The organism is Pseudomonas benzenivorans, from assembly GCF_024397895.1.
Taxonomy (GTDB): domain Bacteria; phylum Pseudomonadota; class Gammaproteobacteria; order Pseudomonadales; family Pseudomonadaceae; genus Aquipseudomonas; species Aquipseudomonas benzenivorans_A.
In genome coordinates this window covers 3,815,970-3,835,096 of sequence record NZ_CP073346.1, presented here as the reverse complement: position 1 = coordinate 3,835,096, position 19,127 = coordinate 3,815,970, and the positions used below count along the sequence as shown (strand labels likewise).

The following is a 19,127-nucleotide window of genomic DNA, read 5'->3' as shown; positions in this document are numbered from 1 at the left end:
CCTTCAGTTAGCGTAAGGAGATTGGTAGGGAGAAACCGGCAGCGCCAGCGGGCCGGTCATGTCCTCGAACATGTAGCGCAGGTACAGACCGCCGTGCCACTGGCGATAATCCTGGGCGTTGTCGACGCCCACCTGGCCGCCGACGAAGAAGTTGCTGCCCAGGCGGTACTCGGCGGCGCCGGCCAGGTTGTAGCCGATACCGGTGCTGCTGCTGCCCTGGTACACCGCCGCGCCGCCGGAGGCACTGCTGGCGGCGGCCTGCAGAGCGGCATCGGCGGGGTGGAAATCGGCGTCGTCCTGCTCGATCGCCTGCACGCCCACGGAGCCCTTGAGCTGGAAGCTCAGGCGGTCGTAGCGACGGGCCCAGGTCACCGGCACGCCCACGGCGAAGAAACTCTGCGGGCTGAAGTAGCCTCCGTGGCCGTACGTGAAGTGAGCCTGGTTGTCCTGGTAGCCGATGCCCAGCAGGTCCAGGCCGATGGTGGCCTGGCCGTCCTCGTCGTTCTCCAGGTACCAGTAGACGCCTGCGCCCACTTCCCCGCGGTCGTTGTCCGCGACATTGTTGCCCATGAGCCGGTGTATCCCGCCGTAGAGGTAGGCGCCCACCTCACGGTTGTCGTAGCTCAGCTGCGCCCGCCCGCCATTGGCGGTGACGCCCCCCCATTTCTGCCCGGTACGCTGGTCTTCGGCTCCGGCAAAGGACAACAGACTGTCGGTGACGGCGCGCCGCGACAGGCCGGCGCTCCAGTGCAGCTCCGGGGTGCCGGCGAAGGCGCGCTCCAGGCTGACGCCACCGACGGCGGTGCTGTAGAGGAAGCCTTGGGGCGTGGTGCCGAGGTCTGCTTTGAGGCCCTGGCCCGGGTTCTCGAACGCCAGCGCCAGGCCGACGCCCGCGTCGTGCTGCGTGCCCGGCGACATGCCCGGGTTGGCCAGCGTCGCCGCCGGTCCACCGCCGAAGCGATCGCGGGCCGCCTCGCCGATGCTGCCGGCATTCAACGACACCGGGGTGACGCGCACGGCCAGACGGTTGTCGCCGAGCGGGATACTGGCCTCGAACGGCGCCTGGATATCGGTCAGCTTGCTCAGGCCGGACTCGCTGTCATTGCTGCGCACGCTCAGCCCTTGCACCAGGTAGGGGCTGCGCTGCTGGAGGATGTCATCGAGGGCGCGCGCCGCCTCGCTCATGCCGGCGCGCGGATCGTACTCGGCGGCTTCGCTTGAGACCGCGAAGGGATTGGCCGGGGCCCCGGCAGCGGCATAAGCGCCGGCCGGCAGGGCCGCGGTGCGGTAGCCCGAGTCGCCGGCCGGGCGCTCGAGCGGCGCCGGAATCGTGCCGCCGGCCTGCGCCGGCGCGAGGGACAGGCTTGGCAGCGGTGCGGGAACAGCCCCTGGCGCCACGGCCGTCGAGCCGATTCCGGCGAAGGGGTTGGCCGGGGCAGCGGCCGGCTTGGCGCTGGCGGCATAGATCGGCGTCTGTTCGCGCTTCTCCTGGGCCACCACCCTGGCGAGCAGCTTGGCGGCCGTGCCGGTACGCCCCAGGTAGCGGTAGACGCGCGCGGCCGTGGTGAGGATGTCGACATCGTTGGGGGCCAACTTCAGCGCCTGCTCCAGCGCTGCCTCGGCGTAGCCGTTCTCGGCCTGCTGCGCCGCCATGTCGGCGGCGCCGACCTGCAGGTTGGCATCGTCGGGGTGACGCTTGACCAGCGGCTTGAGCAGTTCCAGCGCCTTGGCGGTGTCGCCGTTGGCGCCGTACATGCGCGCCAGGGCGGACACGGCCAGGCGGTCCTGGGGACGCTGGACCAGCGCCGGCGCCAAGGTGTCATAGGCGGCGGCCAGCTCGCCGCGCTGGCGCAGTTGCTCGGCCTGGCGCACCCGGTAGTAGAACAGCAGGTCGTCGTACTGCTGGCGCTGCGCCGCGGTCATGCCGCGGCCCTGCAGGTCGCGCAGGATGCCCGCCACTTCCACGTCGTGCTCGGCCTCCAGCAGCACGCTGGCGTAGCTGAGGGTCAACGACAGGTCGGGACGCGGGCTGCGCTGCAACAGGTCACGCTTGATCGCGATGGCCCGCTGCGGATCGTCCGCGTCGGCATAGGCCGCTGCCAGTGCGGACAGGCGCGCCGGCTTGCCTTCGGCCTGCGCTTCGATGCGGCCGAGGAAGGCCCGCGCCTCGGCTTTGCGGCCGCTGCGGCTGATCTCGTCGATCTGCTGCAACTGCAGGTTGAAATCCACCTCGGCCACCAGGCGATTGATGTCGGCGTTGCGCGAGTCGTAGGGAATGCGGGCAAGCATGGCCTGGGCCTTGTTCCACTCGCCCAGCTCAATGGACAGCAGGGCACTGGTATAGAGCGCATCACGATCGTTCGGCTGCGCCGCCAGCAAGCCGTCCATCAGGCTGCGCGCCTCATCCACGGCGCCCAGATCGACATACAGGCGAGCCAGGGCGAAACGCGCCCAGGCGTTGTCCGGATCGTCGCGCAGGGCCGACTCCAGCGCCTGGCGCATGCCCTGGACGTCGCCGCGCTGCTCGGCCGCCCGGGCCCGTTGCAGGGCCTGCTCGGCGCGCAACTGGGCGAGCCCGCCGAGCTTCTCGCGCTCAGCCTCGGGTAGGCCTTCGAGCAGGCGCAGGGCCTCGTCCGGCTTGCCCTGCCCGCCCAGCACCTGGGCCAGGCCACGCAGCGCCCGGGCCTTCTGCGCGCCCAGCGCCAGCGCCTGGCGATAGCCCGCCTCCGCCGCGGCCAGCTCACCCTGCCGGGCCTGCAAGTCGGACAGGGCCAGCAACGCCTCGCCGTCCTTGGGTTTGAGACGGCGCGCCTGCTCCAGCTGCTGGCGGGCGTCGCCGGTCCTGTCACGCGCCAGGCTGTCGCGCGCCTGCTGCAGCAACGACCAGTAGCGCACATCGTCCAGCGCGCGCTGCCAGGCGCGCCCGCCGCCCTGCTTGAGCGCCTTGCTCAGCAGCAGCTCGGCGTCATCGAAACGCTCCTGACGCTGGCGCAGCAGGCCCAGGCCGCCCAGGGCATCGGCATCATTCGGATGGCCTTTCAGGAAAGCCGCCAGCTCGCGCTCGGCCAGCGTCAGGTCGCCTTTTTCGAGCGCCTTCAGGCCACGCTCGAGCTGCGGATCGCGCCGCCAGGCGACGCCGCCGCCACTGCCCTGGCTACGCCCCTTGCTCAGCAGGGCGCGAATCTCCGCGTCGTCCGGATGGCTGCGCAGGAACTGTTCGAACAGCGGTTGCTGAGCCGGTTTCGGCGGGCCGATCCAGGTCAGTGCCAGGCGCCAGGTCTCGTCGGCGTCGCCACCGATATCCGCGCGCTCGGCCAGCTTGGCCAGGGCGCGAATGCCCTCCTCGCGCGCGCCCTGATTGCGCGCCAGGTGCTTGGCGAGGAACAGCGCGGTGTAGGCATCGTCCGGGTATTCGCGCTGCAGGCGCTCCAGGCCGCTGCGCGCCTCGGCCCAGTGCCGATCGACGAAGCCGAGGTTGTTGTAGAACTCCAGGCCGATCTGGCCCTGGGCGGGTTTGCCGCCGAGGGCGCGGCGATAGACCTCGACAGCCTCGGCGCGCTGGTCGGTCTCGACCAGCAGGCGGGCCTCGTCCAGCAGCTGCTGGTTAGCCGAGTCGAGCAGACGAATATCCTGCTCGAGCAGCAGCGCCTGGCGCGGCAACGGCGTCAGGGCCTGCAGGCGTTGCAGGTACTCGGCGGCCGAGTCCGGCCTGCCGGCCTGCACCTCGATCAGCCCAAGCCCATAGAGGGCTTCCGGCTGGCTGGCGTCTAGCAGCAGCAGCTTGTTCCAGGCCTCGGCGGCGCGCTTGGGCTTGTCCTGGGCCTGCCAGAAATGCCCCTGTTCGATCAGCAGGCTGCGAGCGTCCCCAGGCTCGGCCTGGACGCCGCCGTGGGCCAGGGCGGCCAACAGCGCCAGGGTCAGCGGGCGGTAGCGGAACATGAAGACTCCCAAAGCGGTTGCAAACGACCATCGGCCGCGAAACGGTAGAACTGGTCGGCCCAGCCGAGGCCGAACAGGCTGAGCATGTAGTCGTAGTAGAAAGGCGCTGCGCCGCTGCCGGCGTGCCACCGCTCCAGCGCATCCCTGGCGCGCTGGTACTGCAGGTCTGCCAGCCAGGGCTGCTGCTTGGCCTGGAAATAGGGCACCAGCGCAGCGGAGAAACCGCTGGGCGAGTCGCCTTCGACCTCACCGGTACGCACATTCACCTTCTCCGGCGGCAGACCGCTGGAGGCCGTGGCCCGAGCCATGCCGCCCAGGCTGTCGAGCACCTTGGCGGCGAGCGGGTCGGCGCTGTGGGTCATGCCGGCCCAGAGGTAGACGCGGATCGCGTCGTAACTGCCGACATCGCCTTTCATCGGATCGCTGGTGAACAGCCCGGCGCTGTCGGAAACCGCGCGATAGCCGATCCAGTCGGCGGCAAAGCCGTGCTCGCCGGCCTGGCGCAGCAAGCCGACGCTCTGCTCCGCAATGGCAGCCCAGGGGCCTTCGGGATCCACCGCCGCCAGTCGGCGCATCAGCGGCAGCGGCTGGTAACTGGGATTGATCCGCCAGAGATGACCGATATGGGAGAAGCCGATCGGGCCGGGCAGCAACACCGTGCCCAGACCCGGCAATTCGGTGACTTCGCGCTGCTTGACCTGGGCCAGCAGGCTCAATGCATCGGCCCGATAGTCCGGCTTGTCCCACAACCGGTCAGCCTCGAGCAGCGCATAGGCGAACCACAGGTCGGCATCGGAGGCCGAGTTGACATCCTGAACCTGCCAGCGGCCATCCTTGCCCTGGCCCCAGAGCCAGGCCGGCAGGTTGTTCTGCGGGTCGTTGCCGGCGAGGTTTTCCCGACTCCAGCGCCAAATGTTGGCAAATCGCTGCTGATCGTTGGCCACCAGCGCGAAGAACAGTGCATAGGACTGTCCTTCCGAGGAGCTGTGGTTCTTCTCCAGGCTGGACTCCAGCACCCGACCGTCCGGCTGGATCCAGCGCTCGGCGAAACGCTGCCAGTGTGGCCATTCGACGGCACAACTGGCCTGCGCCGTAGCGCCAGCCAGGAGCGCCAGCAGGCCGGCGCATAGCCTCAGGACATGCTGCACCATGGGCTGCCTCAATCCTTCAGCCGGGCGCGTGCCCGGGCACGCAGGCTGAAGAACGCCAGTACGCTGGTCAGGCCGACGCTCAGGGCAGTCAGCAGCAACATCCAGCCCAGGTGATGGGCCAGCAGCCATTGCAGATAGCGGAACCAGCCGAGCTCACCGACGTAATACTGCTCGTCGGCCAGCAGCGAGGCGATGCGCTTGCCATTGACCACCGCCAGACTGCCCTGGATCGACTGCTCGTAGTCTTCCCCACCGATCAACGCGGCGGTGACATCGGCGAGCTTGTCCGGATTGCTGGCGGCAATCACCACCACGCTGCGCCCGCTGGCCAGTGGCGACTCGAAACCGGTCAGGTAACCGCTGGCGCTGGCACCGCTGACCGCCAGGCTGCTGCGGGTCTGGCGCAGGTTGGCCTGGGCATCGGCGCTGATCCAGTTGCGCGCCCGATAGACCAGGTCGGACAGCTCGAAGCGCTGCTGCTGGCCATCGATATCGGCCGGCAGATGGCTGGCCCAGTGCTGCAACAGTGGCTGGTTCGCGCCCGCGGCAAACACCAGCAGGTCCCTGTCCTTGAGAGCCTCCTCATCCTCCGCCTGGGCCACGGTCAGCGCGGTGGCCGGATGGCCGGTGGACTCGCCGAAGCGCCCGAGCACGGTCAGGTAGGCCGAATACTCCGCCGCCCCGGCGGCCTCCGGCATGACCACGGCGGTTTCCGAGAGGTCGGCCAGGCGGGTGAAGGGGAAGCCGCTGCTCTGGAATACGCCCAGGTTGGGCATGGCGATGAAGTGCTCGTAGGCGCTGAGGTCGAGGGTCGAATCCGGCTCGATCACCCCGCGCATGTTGTCGATGATGATGTCGCGGCATTCGCCCTGCTTGATGTAGTCGTACATGAAGCGCAACTGCAGCGAGGACTGCAGCGGCATGCTGTCCAGCGGCAGCAGCAGCTCGGTCTCCTGGACCAGGCTGTCGTCCTGCTGCAGAGCGGCCAGCAGCGACTCATCGGCCTGCAGACGTTCGATCGACGGCAGCGGCAGCGACTTGAGGAACTTGTCGCTGATGCTCACCAGCAGCGAGGAATTGGTCGACACCGGCTGCGGCGTATAGCGGTACTTGAGGTGCAGCGGCACGCCCGGCTGGCGCCAGTTGAACAGGTCCGGCGGCAGGCGCATGGCGACCTTGATGGTACCTGGATCGTAACCGGCGACATTGAGCTGCCGGGCTTCGATCAGCTCGCCGAGTTGCACCGGACGGTCACTGGGCAGCCAGTTCGGCGCATCGTAGGGCTTGCGCGGCTGCAGGGTCGCGACCTGATTGACCTGTACGCTGGAACCCGAGAGCGTCTGGCTGCCGCTCACCAGGGCCAGGGCCACCTGCTTGAGCTGCTCGCTGTCGCGGCCGGCAAGCACCAGCAGTTTGCCGAAGGGGTCATTGGGATTGCTCACCAGGGTCAGGCTTGGCCCGGCGTTTTCCGGCAGCGTCAGCCCGTCCACGGCGCCGGCGCCGCTGAGCAGGACGATGGCATTGCCCGCGGCCGGCAGTTCGCCGAGGCTGACCGGGAACTTCGCCCCGCGGTAGCTGGCCAGGGCGCCGAACCAGGACGACACCGCGCCGGCGGCCTCCAGGGTGCGATTGTCGGGGCTGACGGCAAACACGAAGGGCAGCTCGAGCAGGCGCGCATCGCGCGGATCGAAGAAGGGCAGCGGCAGCTTGGCCAGGTCATCGGGCAGGGCAATCGGCGTCACCTGGATTTCCAGACGGCTGGCGTTGCTGATCTTGGCCCACAGGCTGGAGTGCAGCGGGTCCTCGCATTGCATCGTGTAGTGGCCGATCAGCTGCAGGCTGAGGCGATTGAACTCGGTGATCAGGTGCGGCGGAATGTCGATTACCGACTGCTGCGGCACCCCGGCGGTCTCCGTGGGCAGGGCCAGGCTGGCCGCCACTTCGTTGTTGACCAGCAGGTTGATCTGCGACAGGTCGCTGAGCAATGCCGGCGAGTAGGTGTAGTCCAGAGCCAGACGCGCGCCAGTCACCACCTGATCGGCGCGGATATCGAAGGTGACGCTATCGCTGCCTTCGACCCCACGCAGGTTCATCGGGTAGTGGGCGCCCAGCTGCTTGAGCGTGTAGCTATAGGCGCTGGCGTTATCGACTACGGGCGCTTCGACCAACTCGCTTGTTGTCGCCTCGCCCGCTTCTGCGGCCACGGCCTCTTCGGCCTGCGCATACTGTACCGTCGATACGCACAGGATGGAGGCCAGCACCGCCAGCTTGCGCCAGGCAAGTGGCGCTCCGTTGCATGTGAGACTCATGAGTTCCTCAGAATGGATTTGGGCGATAGGGACAGGGCGCGGCCGCGCTGGAGCAGTTCGGCCAAGGTGGCTTTGGACAGCAGCGCAATGCCGCGCAGGCCGATACGGGAGACTTCACTCAGCGCAGCCAGCGGGGTGTCGACCTCGCCGTTGCCCCAGGCAACGGCCCAGGTATCGGCCCGCGAGAAGGTCAGGCGCGCCAACTCACTCTGCTGCTGCAGGCTCAGATCGACGAAGTTCAGACCCAGCGTCCTGTCATTGCTGAACACCACGCTGGCGGGGAAAACGCCTTCCTCGCTGCCGCGGAACAACGACACCAGCACCTGCTCGCCGCGCGCCACCTGCACGCCTTCAGGCAGGCTGACCCCCACGCCACGCTGGGAGAAGTCCTTGGTCTGGCAGACGATGGTCTGGCCGTCAGCCAGGGTCAGCATGGCCGGCAACGCGGCGAAGACCCGCGGCTCGGCACGGATCTGCCGGGTCTCACTGGCCACCGCCACGGCGGCTGAACTGATGATGATGTTGTAGAGCGTCCAGACCAGGTTGATCAGCAAGGTCACCACGCTGGCATCCGCATCGAAGCCCAGCTTGACCACGCCTACCAGCAGTCCGATCAGGTTCAGGGTCAGCACCACGATATAGGGCCGCGCCATCTTCCAGTCGAAGTAGCTCTGGTCGATCCTCCCGCCCTTGGCCGTGACGTTGAACTTGCCCAGTTTCGGATTGACCATGGCCAGCAACACCGGGCGCATGATGTACCAGGCCAGTACCGACTCGTAGACCTCGTTCCAGAAGGAATGGCGGAAACGTCCCTGGATGGTCGAGTTGGTCACGCTGGCGATCAGGATATGCGGCAGGGCATAGGCGACGATGAGCATGGCCGGCGCCTGGAAGATCTGCGCCTCGAACAGCAGGTAGGCCAGCGGCGCGGTGAGGAACACCAGGCGCGGCAGGCCGTAGAAGAAGTGCAGCATGGCGTTCAGGTAGCACAGCCGCTGACCGAGCTTGAGCCCTTTGCCAAGCAGCGGATTGTCGGTGCGGAAGATCTGCGCCATCCCCCGCGCCCAGCGGATACGCTGACCGATATGCCCGGACAGGCTCTCCGTGGCCAGGCCGGCCGCCTGAGGAATCGCCAGGTAGGCCGTGTTGTAGCCGCGGCGATTGAGTTTCAGGGCGGTGTGGGCGTCCTCGGTCACCGTCTCGATGGCGATGCCGCCAATCTCTTCCAGCGGAGCGCGCTTGATGATGGCGCACGATCCACAGAAGAAGGTGGCATTCCACAGATCGTTACCGTCCTGAACCAATCCATAGAACAGCTCGCCCTCGTTCGGCACCGAGCGGAAGGTATTGAGGTTCTTCTCGAACGGATCGGGCGAAAAGAAGAAGTGCGGCGTCTGCAGCATCGCCAGCTTCGGATCCTTGAGGAACCAGCCCATGCCGATCTGCAGGAAGGAGCGCGTCGGCACATGGTCCGCATCGAAGATGGCGATGTAATCAGCCGACGTCTGGGTCAGGGCGAAATTGAGGTTTCCGGCCTTGGCATGGTTGTTGTCCGGTCGAACGATGTAACCGACGCCGAATGACTCGCAGAACTCGCGGAACTCCTCGCGGCGCCCATCGTCGAGCACATGCACGCGCAGCTTGTCCTTCGGCCAGTCGATACCTGCGGCGGCGAACACGGTCAGCTTGATAATTTCCAGGGATTCGTTGTAGGTCGGGATGAACACGTCCACGGTTGGCCAGACGTCGCAGTCCGCGGGCAGCGGGTAGGGCTTGCGCCGCAGCGGCCAGGCGGTCTGCAGGTAACCGAACAGCAGCACCGTGAGGGCGTAGAGCTCGGCCAGCACCAGACCGTAGCCGAACAGCATGTCCAACCAAGTCTCGAAGCCCAGTGAGGAGGTGAGTCGCCAATACATGTAGCGCAGAGAGGCAATGACCGATAGCGCCACCATGGCCAGCACCGCGAGCCGGGTGGCCGTCCTGCGCAGCGCCAGCGCTGCGCCCAGGCAGACGACCGAAAAGATCAGCTGCTCCTCAAGCGCCAGCGGCACGGCAATGACAAGAATGAACAAGGCGGCGGCCAGGACAAGCAGGCACGGTAGTACCAGAAAATCCAGACAGCGAAGCCAAGCGCCCGTGCCCGCCCGAGCACGGCGTGCATCGACTACCTTCATGCCGGCTGCTCGTGCCGTTCAGTCGCAGCCAGTTTGGCGAGCACAGCCTGGGAACAAGCCTGTAGGTCGTGGCATCCCTGACTGCCAGGGTCACAGTCGAGCACACTACGGGTGTAGGCCAATGCCTCGGCGATCGAAGGATCTCGATGAATCAGGCCAATCACCCGATCCCCCAGGATGCTCTGCATGATCTGCGTGATGTCTTGGCTCAATCGGCGCGAGCGCTCGACCTGGTTGATCACATAGGCGGCGCCGAGGAACTCGGGTCGATTGCCCGCATAAGTGCTTATAAGGCTGTCGATCTTCGGCAGAGTGGTATAGGAGGCCGCGTCAGGCAAGCTGACCACCAACGCCAGGTTGGCCACCGCCAGCGCCTGTTGCAGGTAGACGGAAGGACCGGGCGGCGTATCGAGCACGACCACAGAACCCTCAGCCAGCTGCATTTCGGACAGTCGCCGCGCCAACCAGTCAGGCTCGTCTTCCAGCTGTCGCTCGAACGCCCGGCGCCGTGCCTCGTCGACTGAACCGTATGGCAGGATGCAAACGCCCAGAGGCGTGGTCTGCCAGCCATCGAGCAAGGCTGCCTCGCCGTCCTGCCCCAGGGCGATCCCACCGGACAGCGCATCGCGCCCGGGCGCGACCTCGATCCCCAGGTGATGGCACAGGGCGTTTTGCGGGTCCAGTTCCACTGCCAGGACCGCCTTACCCTGGCGCTGCATGGCCACACATAGATTCGCGGCAACCGTACTCTTGCCGACGCCCCCTTTGGCAGAGATGACCGCAACGACCTTGAGATGCGCGAGCTGCGGACGTTGGCGCTGTGCCTGCACCGACTCACGATCGACGCGCTCGCCCCGCGCCAACTTGGCCAACATGCTGGACAGGCTTTCCGCGGCCCAATCAACGGAGCAGGACGAGACCGTCGCGTCTTGGCCAACAGCTGCGCTGCACGGTGCGACGCTGCTGGGCGTCGAGGTCGAGTCGGCCCTTTCGCCCCAGGTTAGGCCGGGCCAGCGCCGCTCAGGTGCGCGCCTCGCCTTCTCGTCGGAAAACTCCCGATACTGAGCAGAATGACCACCAAACAACTTGAACAGACTTGAGATATCGCTTGAGGTACTCATGCGCAGATGATTCCGAATGCATAGAGGCAGCGACTTAGGAATAAACGCCAATATTAGGGCGTCAATAAAATAGCGAGTCGCTTGAATTATTATTGAGTAGCGTCAATTAGATAACGCGACGGCATTTAATATCAAGGTGCCATCAATTTCAACACCGCCCCACTATGCCGGGGACATGCCTGCTCACTTGGAGGCACAAAGCTTGCCGCCAGGCTGCATTCGCGGAGTGAAGAGCAGGGTTCCACGGGGTGTGCGCGACTCATTCGCCCGAATGAGCACCGTGATGCGCGGCGCGGTGCGTATGGTCGCAACGTTATCCGCCGCGGCGTCACATCAGCTGACATCAGGCCTGAAGGTCAATCGAGCCTTGCGTGGGCCGGACCTCGCGACCAGGGCACAACCGTGCCGCACACCGAGCAACTCGCTCAGTGAATCGACCGGCCAGCCCCTAATAGCCGTGCCGACGCCGCCCATCGCGCCGTCCCTTGTGTCGCCCCTCGTGTCGCCCCTGGTAGCGCGGGGTGCGCTCCTGCAACTTGAGGTGCTGGCCGCGCCAGCCTGGGCGGGGTTCGGCGGAACGATAGGCGCGGCGCCGGTCGAAGCGGTGGTCGCGGCGCCCGTCGATGCGCTTAACGGCGCGCCGCTCATCATGGAGCATGCGCGGCGAAGGCGCCGGCAGATAGCGACGCTGGTCGTATCGGCGGCCGTCATAGCGCTTGTCGTCATGCCGGTGGGAGTCGTAATGCCGTGCGTCATGACTGTAATAGCGCGGCGCTACGTACACCGGGTAACGCTGCACCTGGTAGCGGTTGCTCGGGTAGTAACGGTCATGGCCCCGGTAGCCATGGTCATAACCGCCGCCATATACCGCGCAACCGGTCATGGAAAGTCCCAGCACCGCTGCAAGCATGTATTTGTAAAGCATCGCGGACTCCTCCGGTCTCTGGCACCTCGCCGACCGCAGCCGACACCTGGGATCGCTCCCACTGCATCTGACCAACGCAGTCTCCATCTGGTGCCGCGTTGGCAGCCGGCGCATCCATGACAAGGTGTTGCAGAGTGGCCGACAGATGCCCTACCCCGGAAACCGTGCCGTCGCCCACAACGGCGGATGCGCAGACCCGGGGCGGGTCGCGTGGGCTTTCATCCACCGCAGGACACGAGCGCAGCCATGCAATCGCCAGGCTGCGGACGCGACAGTTCGGGCGCATGTCGGAAACTGGAGCCTGCGAGCAATGACGCCAAGGCCGCGGCAAGCTAGCATGGCGCCACCCATCGCCGCACAGAACGCGAACGCCGCATGCCCCTCGCCACCACGAAAACCAGCCGCCGCTCCCTGGTCCTGCTCTTGCTGCTCTTGCTCGGCAGCGGCTTTCTCGCCACCTCGCTGGTCAGCTACTACGCGGCCCTCGACTCGATTCGCGCCAGCATCGTCAACACCGAGCTGCCGCTGACCTCGGACAACGTCTACTCCGAGATCCAGAAGGACCTGGTGCGTCCCGTGCTGATCGCCTCGATGATGGCCCGCGATACCTTTGTGCGCGACTGGGTCATGGCCGGGGAGCAGGACGTCGAGCAGATGACCCGCTACCTGCGCGAGGTCCAGAGCCAATACGGCACGGTCACCAGCTTCTTCGTCTCGGAAAAAACGCGCGCCTACTACCAGGCCAAGGGCGTGCTCAAGCAGGTGCAGGAGAACACGCCGCGCGATGCCTGGTACTTCCGGGTACGCGACATGGCCGCGCCCTACGAGATCAACGTCGATGTCGACATGGCCAACCGGGACCGCCTGACCGTGTTCATCAACTACCAGGTGTTCGACTACCAGCAGCGCTTCATCGGCGCCACCGGCGTGGGCCTGACCGTGGATGCGGTGGTTCAGCTGATCGACGCCTACCAGCAGCGCTACGAGCGCAGCGTGTATTTCGTCGACGCCAGCGGCCGTATCGCCCTCACCGGCGCCAGCGGCGGTCCCCAGGGGGCCCGGAGCGGCCAGGCGCTCCGCGAAATACCCGGATTGAAGGAGCTACTGGCCCAGCAGCAACAGCTTCAGGACGGTAACTACAGCTACGAGGAACAGGATCGCGGGCACTTCCTCAACGTGCGCTTCATTCCCGAGCTGAACTGGTACCTGTTCGTCGACAAACAGGAGACTGGCGCCGTCGCCGACATCCGCCGTTCGCTCTACCTGAACCTGCTGATCTGCCTGCTGGTGACCGCCGCGGTCCTGGGCCTCGTCAGCATCGTCCTGCGCCGCCACCAGACGCGCATCGCCGCCCTGGCCACCACCGACGCGCTGACCGAACTGCCCAATCGCCGCGGTTTCGAGCTGCTGGCCAATCAGGCGATCCTGGAGGCGCGACGCAACCAGGGGCCGCTGTGCGCGCTGCTGCTCGATCTCGACCACTTCAAACAGCTCAACGACACCCACGGCCACCTGGCCGGCGACGAGGTGTTGCGCGGTTTCTCCGCCCAGCTGCAGGACGACCTGCGCCAGTCGGACATCATCTGCCGCTGGGGCGGTGAGGAGTTCATCGTCCTGCTCAAGGACAGCACGCCCGAGCGGGCGCGCCAGCTGGCGGAGAAGATCCGCCTGCACACCGAGCAGAACCGCTTCAGCCACGCCGGCAGCGAATTGCAGGTCACCACCAGCATCGGCCTGGCCGAACTGCACGCGGGCGACGCCCTCGATCAGCTGATCGGCCGCGCCGACCGCGCCCTGTACCGGGCCAAGCAGTCCGGCCGCAACCGCCTGTGCGAAGACCACACATGATCAACCCCACCACACTCTGCCCGCTCTGCGGTCAGCGCAATGGATGCGCGCAGGCCGACTCGCAGACGCCGGTGACCCATTGCTGGTGCTTCGACGCGCCCCTCGAGCGCAGCGTGCTCGAGCGCCTGCCCGCGGCGCAGCGCAACCGCGCCTGCCTCTGCCCGCGCTGCGCCCAAGGCCTGCCGCCCAACGCAGCGACCGATACCGATACCGATACCGACTGACCATGCGCCTGGACCGTTTCCTCAGCAACCTGCCGCGCTTCAACCGCCAGGCGGCGCGTCACCTGCTCGCCAGTGGCAACGTGCGCCTGGACGGCCGGATCAGTCGCGACGGGCGCAGCGAGGTCAGCGTGTTCAGCCGGGTCGAAATGAGCGACGGCGAAGTGCTCCAGGCCGGCAAGTGCGCGCGCTACTTCATGCTGCACAAGCCGGTCGGCGTGGTCAGCGCCACCGCCCATCCGGAGCACCGCACCGTACTCGACCTGCTCGACGAACCGGACAAGCACGACCTGCACCTGGCCGGGCGTCTCGACCTCAACACCAGCGGCCTGCTGCTGATCACCAACGATGGCCAATGGTCGCGCCGGGTGACCCTGCCGAAAAGCAAACAGCCCAAGGTCTACCTGGTGGAGACCGAAGACCCGATCGAACCGGCCTGCGTCGAGGTGTTCGCCCGCGGCCTGTACTTCGCGTTCGAGGACCTGGTCACCCTGCCAGCGCAGCTGCAGATTCTCGCACCACGCCAGGCCCGCCTGACCCTGCACGAAGGGCGCTACCACCAGGTCAAGCGCATGTTCGGCCACTTCCAGAACAAGGTCATCGGCCTGCACCGCCTCAGCGTGGGGGCGATCCAGCTCGACCCCGCGCTCGCCCCCGGCCAGTACCGCGTCCTGACGACCGAAGAAGTCGCCAGCTTCGCGAGCGCCTGACGCCTGTCGCTGAATTGGTCACAAGGCCGTCGCGCTTGCCGACGAACGGTAGCCAGTGAAGTGACATGGCGGCTTGCAAGCGTCACGACGCCACTGGTTTAATCGAACCATAAGGTCTCTTGATGACCAACTGGTCACCGAGGCCAACCAATAGTTCTTTCGGTTGTTTGCGCGCTGCGCGAAATGGGTTCCTGCCTGGTTACACGACGCCTCTCCAGCCCTGCAAAAAGGCTGGGGCGGATGCTCTATTTCGGCCCTAACTGATTGAAAATAAATAACTTATAAAATCCCCCAGCCTGACATCGCGTTGTCACGTCCAGGCGCTTTCCTAACTGTCCTACTTAGTCCGGCAAACGGTGCTGTCCCGCCGCTTGCCAAGCCTACTTGCGCCAGGAGGAAGCACCATGAAGCCAGCTATCGCTGTCGTCGATGTTCAAGGGAACTTCAAGGTTCACACCGAGTTTTACGCCAGCCCCACCGCACGCAAGACCATCATCCTGGTCAACGGCTCGCTGGCCACCACCGCCGCATTCGCCCAGACCCTGAAATACCTGCATCCGCAGTTCAACGTGGTGCTCTACGACCAGCCCTACGCGGGCCAGTCGAAGGCGCACAACAGCAACGTCCGGCCGATCACCAAGGAGGACGAGGCCTACATCCTTCTCGAGCTGATCGAGCGCTTCAAAGTCGACTACCTGCAGTCGTTCTCCTGGGGCGGCGTACCGGCCATGATGGCCCTGTCGCAACGCCCGGCACGCCTGGAGAAGGCAGTGATCACCTCCTTCTCGCCGCTGCTCAACGCGCCCATGCTCGACTACCTGCAGAAGGGCCTGATCAGCCTGCAGGCCGTGGATGGCGTGGGCCTCGGCCACCTGGTCAACAACACCATCGGCAAACACCTGCCCTCGCTGTTCAAGCGCTTCAATCATCGGCATATCAGCAGCCTGGACGAACACGAATACCGGCAGATGTATGCCCACGTGAATCAGGTGGTGCACCTGGAAAACCACTGCCAGATGGAGTGCCTGGCGGCGATCGACATCCCCCTGCTGTTCGTCAATGGCGAACACGACGAGTACACCTCGCCCCAGGACGTGCGCCTGTTCGCCGAGCACCTCGACGACTGCCAGTTCGCCACCGTCGACAATGCCGGGCACTTTCTCGACATGGAACACAAAACGGCCTGGACGCAGACCCGCGACGTGTTGCTGGGCTTCCTGCAAGGCCCCGCCTTGCGCGAACCGGCCCATCGTCCGCAATCCGAAATCCAGCACGCCGTCGCCGTATGAAGCACGACATCGAGCCGCAGTCGTACCGGGGCGCAGCACATTGCCCTCGGTGCGGGCTTCATTTCATCCGCGAACTCTGGTACAAAGTCACCCGCAAAAGCGGGCGTCGTATAATGGCATTACCTGAGCTTCCCAAGCTCATGACGAGGGTTCGATTCCCTTCGCCCGCTCCAGAATCCAAAAGATAAAGCCCTGTTTTTACAGGGCTTTTTCGTTTCCAGCCTTTCCGGTGTCGAAAATGTGTCGAAAGGCTTGGAAAGAGGAAGCAGCTAGCGCTGATGCGCCCGCCCTTCAAGCAAACCTCTCCCCAGAGAAAAGAACCAGCACTGCGCCAGTAGTGCCAACCCCAAGATGATGAAGAATCCCACCTTCGAGAACTGAAACGTTTCAGGCTCATACCTGGCCCAAAGAACAGGAATAGCCAGGAGAAGCCCAGTCAGTACGCGCCACAAAGAATGAAGTGCAGTCCCAATCTCTGCCCAAGTAGAGCGCCAGAAAGCCGAACGAGCCCTCATCAAATCTGTTCTCTTCCAGACATAGCGATCAAAAATCACAGCCACAAGATAAGGTGCCGGCAAGAAGAACGAATACCAGAGCACTGATTCAGGTGGCATCTGAGCCTTAACAACAGAATCCAGCAACTCAACCCCTCCAGACCAGTAAGCAATAAAGGCAGGCATGCTCCCCAAGGCGACAGCAATGATGAGCTCCTGATACAGCCTTTTGTGTTTGTCCATAAACCCTCAACCGGTCAATTTTGAAGCGCCATTATCATGGCATTAGGCCACTCCCCGCGAGAGGGCCCAATCTGATTGCATCATGCAAATGCTCAGGCGCCAGGTGTGCGTACCGCATCGTCATGCTCAGCGAGGCATGCCCCAGGATCTCTTTCAGCGTCACGATATGCCCACCGCCCATGATGAAGTGAGCCGCGAAGGTGTGGCGGAGGATGTGGCTGGATTGCCCCTTGGGCGGTTTGATCGAGGTTTCGAGCAGCACCTTGCGGAACACCCCTATACAGTTGCTGAACGGTCCATGCTCGCGCCAATGCGCTTGGATCGACTCCACCAGGGCAGGCGCCACCGGAACCGCCCTCACCCGCTTCGACTTGGTGTTGGCAAAGGTTATAACCCCCGCGCCGATCCTTTCCGGGGTCAAAGCCTGAGCCTCCCCCCATCGCGCCCCAGTAGAAAGGCAGATCACCGCGACCATGTAGGTGTGTGGGGCCGTATCGCGATTCCGTAGAGCCCCCAGCAACTCGGCTATCTGCGGCTTGGTCAGGTAGGCCAACGGCCTTTCCTGCAACCGAATGGGCTTGATGCGGGTGAAGGGACAAGGGAAGTCGAGCACGTCGAGCTTGTGCAGCTCGTTGTACACGGATTTCAGATAGCCGAGCCGATTGTTGGCAGTCTTACCTGTAACACCCAGGGCGAGCCAGCGGGCGCGAACCGTGGCGATCGCAGCGCCATCCACCTTACTGGCGATCGGGTCACCCATGAACTCAGCGGCAGCCTTGAGAATGGCGAACCTGCGAAGTCCATCAGAGAGCGCAACACCGTGCATCTCGTACCAAAGCTTCACCAGCTCGGAGAGGCGACGTTTGTCTTTAGGTCGCGGCGACCAATCCGCATCGACGATCATTTTGCTACGGCAGGTCGACTCGAACCGCAGGGCTTCCCCCTTGGTCTTGAACGTCTTGCGAAAGCGCTTGCCCTTGATGGGCTCTACATCGACCTTCCAACGTCCGTCTGGCAGTTGGTGGATCGCCATCAGACGGCACGCCCCCACCTCACCTGTCGTTCCTCGAGCAGGTCTTTTATGTGCCGGTAGATGTCACGCTCAGTCTTTTCCTTGGCCGCGTAGTGATCCCGTATAACGGGCCAACAGTCCCACTGTTTTAGGGTGGAGAACGCCTTTTTTGCGCCCACCTGCTCCCTTGCCAGTAGGCTTACGAAGTTTCCCAGGAACAGCTCCACGTTCTTGCCCGAGAAGCCCCGCGACGTTTTGTAGTAGCGCTTGTACTCGGTCTGATCGAGCAGGGAGTCCACCGGCAGATCGACCCGCACGTCATCGCGAATCAGGGTCCAGATCGCCTCGAAATGACCAGGGCGAGCCAGCAGCTTGAATTGCCCCAAGCCATAGCGCCACAGGCCGTCCAGATGGCCGGAGAAGGCGGCAAACGAGCGGGTGTCGATGGCCTCACCCGTCCGCACGTCAATGGAGCCGCTGGCGAACTGCTGGATGATCGAGTGGTGATAGCGCAGCTCCACCCGCCACACATCTTGCTCCGGGTCGTAGTTGTTGGGGTCGTCTGCGTCGAAGCTGTCGCGCCGCTTCCAGACGCTTTCCCAGTAGTCGAGCTTGTCCGTGGCGCGGGCCTGTTCGGTCTTGTTGTAGATGGCCAGTTGCACGCCACCGGCCGAACCGAACATGGAGGTTTCGCCGCGCCCGTAGACGCTCGACTTGGTCGCCCAGCTGACCTCACTGATTCCCGAGATATCCCGGTGCGTGCGGGCCTTGCAGTGCATCCGGGCGACCAGATCGGCGGGCGGCGTCCAGCCTTGCAGGTCCAACGCCAGATGGACCGCGCACTGGTTGATTTCCAGGTGGCTCAACACGGCGTCGGCGTAGTGGTCCAGGTGTTCTTGCAGCCGCTCCGGCGACAGCGCGTCGATCGCGTGGGGTGACACTTCGATCTTCAGGTGCGGGCCGATGTTGTCGAGCTTGGCGTTGAAGTTCTTGATCAGCAGGATCAGCCCAAGGTCGGCGTTTTGCAGCTTGTACTGGTAGCCCGAATCGCGGCCGACGCGACCCGAGTGCCAGCGCTGGCCGGCAAAGTCGACCATGACGCCCGGCGTTTCGAACAGCGCCATCACTTCCGGGCGGATCATGCCCCGGTACAGCTGACGCACCGTGTCGACGCCGCAGCGCAGCAGGCGGACTTTCGACAGGTCGGTGATCTTGGCGTTGCCGCGCTCAACGAACAGGCGGCCGGTTGGGCTTTCGAAGCCATCGAGGTTTAACCGAATCTGATCCTTAGCTTTCATTTTTCAGTTCTCCAACATTGACCAGTACTGGCCTGTTCATTTGGTATTTATCTGACGTGTTACAGGGACGTCAGCTGGCGGGGCGGCGCACCTGCGCGCTCGTGCCTCGCGCACACCTGTGCCGCCGCGCCCGCAGCTGACGCTTTCATCTATCCCGATGGCTGACTGCTGATTGCCCGGTGGCACGGCGACTACCCCGCTACTCCAGGGCGCGGCGAGAATCAGCAGCAGAAGAAGTCCGAGAAGGACTGGACGCGCATCCTGCACGGCCGGCAGGTGCAGCAGGCGGGGGCGATCAGCGAGGGAGGCAGGGGCTTGGCACGGGTGCTGGGCAGAGGCGAAGCACACCAAGGGCTCTGCCCTTGTCATCCCGCTCTTGCCGCCGAGGGCTCG

Annotated in this window: 13 protein-coding genes and 1 tRNA gene; 5 read left to right on the top strand and 9 right to left on the bottom strand. The window is 64.9% G+C overall.

The genetic code is table 11. The features are described 5' to 3' along the window. Nucleotides 1-3: 3 nt before the first annotated feature. The 6 genes from KDW96_RS22080 to KDW96_RS17940 all read right to left on the bottom strand — a co-directional run bounded on the left by KDW96_RS22080 (nt 4) and on the right by KDW96_RS17940 (nt 11,619). Nucleotides 4-3,939: a cellulose biosynthesis protein BcsC gene (locus tag KDW96_RS22080; protein ID WP_304665561.1), complete on the bottom strand. Its 3,936-nt coding sequence runs from the start codon at nt 3,937-3,939 to the stop codon at nt 4-6. Beyond that, nucleotides 3,918-5,090: a cellulose synthase complex periplasmic endoglucanase BcsZ gene (gene bcsZ / locus KDW96_RS17960; protein WP_255837581.1), complete on the bottom strand. Its 1,173-nt coding sequence runs from the start codon at nt 5,088-5,090 to the stop codon at nt 3,918-3,920. The genes KDW96_RS22080 and bcsZ overlap by 22 nt, the downstream gene beginning before the upstream one ends. A gap of 8 nt (nt 5,091-5,098) precedes the next feature. Next, nucleotides 5,099-7,399, bottom strand: coding sequence for a cellulose biosynthesis cyclic di-GMP-binding regulatory protein BcsB (gene bcsB / locus KDW96_RS17955; protein WP_255837580.1), 2,301 nt, complete (start codon nt 7,397-7,399; stop codon nt 5,099-5,101). Further along, on the bottom strand, nt 7,396-9,573 hold the full coding sequence (gene bcsA, locus KDW96_RS17950) for a UDP-forming cellulose synthase catalytic subunit (protein ID WP_370295168.1): 2,178 nt from the start codon (nt 9,571-9,573) through the stop codon (nt 7,396-7,398). Before bcsA ends, bcsB begins: the two co-directional genes overlap by 4 nt. After that, a complete protein-coding gene (gene bcsQ / locus KDW96_RS17945; RefSeq protein ID WP_255837579.1) occupies nt 9,570-10,694 on the bottom strand; it encodes a cellulose biosynthesis protein BcsQ in 1,125 nt (374 codons plus the stop codon). The genes bcsA and bcsQ overlap by 4 nt, the downstream gene beginning before the upstream one ends. Nucleotides 10,695-11,142: 448 nt before the next feature. Continuing rightward, nucleotides 11,143-11,619, bottom strand: a complete 477-nt coding sequence (locus KDW96_RS17940) for a hypothetical protein (protein ID WP_255837578.1) — start codon at nt 11,617-11,619, stop codon at nt 11,143-11,145. A gap of 375 nt (nt 11,620-11,994) precedes the next feature. On the opposite strand from KDW96_RS17940, the gene KDW96_RS17935 reads away from it, so the two are divergent. From KDW96_RS17935 to KDW96_RS17915, 5 genes are all read left to right on the top strand, one after another. Next, nucleotides 11,995-13,467 carry a sensor domain-containing diguanylate cyclase gene (locus KDW96_RS17935; protein WP_255837577.1) on the top strand — a complete coding sequence of 491 codons (1,473 nt, stop codon included), beginning with the start codon at nt 11,995-11,997 and terminating at the stop codon, nt 13,465-13,467. Then, complete coding sequence (locus KDW96_RS17930; RefSeq protein WP_255837576.1) at nt 13,464-13,691, top strand: cysteine-rich CWC family protein; 228 nt, start codon at nt 13,464-13,466, stop codon at nt 13,689-13,691. The genes KDW96_RS17935 and KDW96_RS17930 overlap by 4 nt, the downstream gene beginning before the upstream one ends. A 2-nt stretch (nt 13,692-13,693) precedes the next feature. Continuing rightward, nucleotides 13,694-14,398 carry a pseudouridine synthase gene (locus tag KDW96_RS17925; protein WP_255837575.1) on the top strand — a complete coding sequence of 235 codons (705 nt, stop codon included), beginning with the start codon at nt 13,694-13,696 and terminating at the stop codon, nt 14,396-14,398. Between the two features lie 404 nt (nt 14,399-14,802). After that, on the top strand, nt 14,803-15,687 hold the full coding sequence (locus KDW96_RS17920) for an alpha/beta fold hydrolase (RefSeq protein ID WP_255837574.1): 885 nt from the start codon (nt 14,803-14,805) through the stop codon (nt 15,685-15,687). A gap of 99 nt (nt 15,688-15,786) precedes the next feature. Continuing rightward, nucleotides 15,787-15,860: transfer RNA gene (locus KDW96_RS17915), tRNA-Gly, on the top strand. A 96-nt stretch (nt 15,861-15,956) separates the two neighbouring features. Here the strand turns inward: KDW96_RS17915 and KDW96_RS17910 are convergent. From KDW96_RS17910 to KDW96_RS17900, 3 genes are read right to left on the bottom strand one after another with little or no spacing between them, the layout of a single operon-like run. Beyond that, entirely contained in the window at nt 15,957-16,424 is a 468-nt protein-coding gene (locus KDW96_RS17910) for a hypothetical protein (protein ID WP_255837573.1), read from the bottom strand. A 34-nt stretch (nt 16,425-16,458) separates the two neighbouring features. Beyond that, nucleotides 16,459-17,457, bottom strand: coding sequence for a phage integrase (locus KDW96_RS17905; RefSeq protein ID WP_255837572.1), 999 nt, complete (start codon nt 17,455-17,457; stop codon nt 16,459-16,461). Next, on the bottom strand, nt 17,457-18,734 hold the full coding sequence (locus KDW96_RS17900) for a phage replication initiation factor (RefSeq protein WP_255837571.1): 1,278 nt from the start codon (nt 18,732-18,734) through the stop codon (nt 17,457-17,459). The genes KDW96_RS17905 and KDW96_RS17900 overlap by 1 nt, the downstream gene beginning before the upstream one ends. Nucleotides 18,735-19,127: the final 393 nt, after the last annotated feature.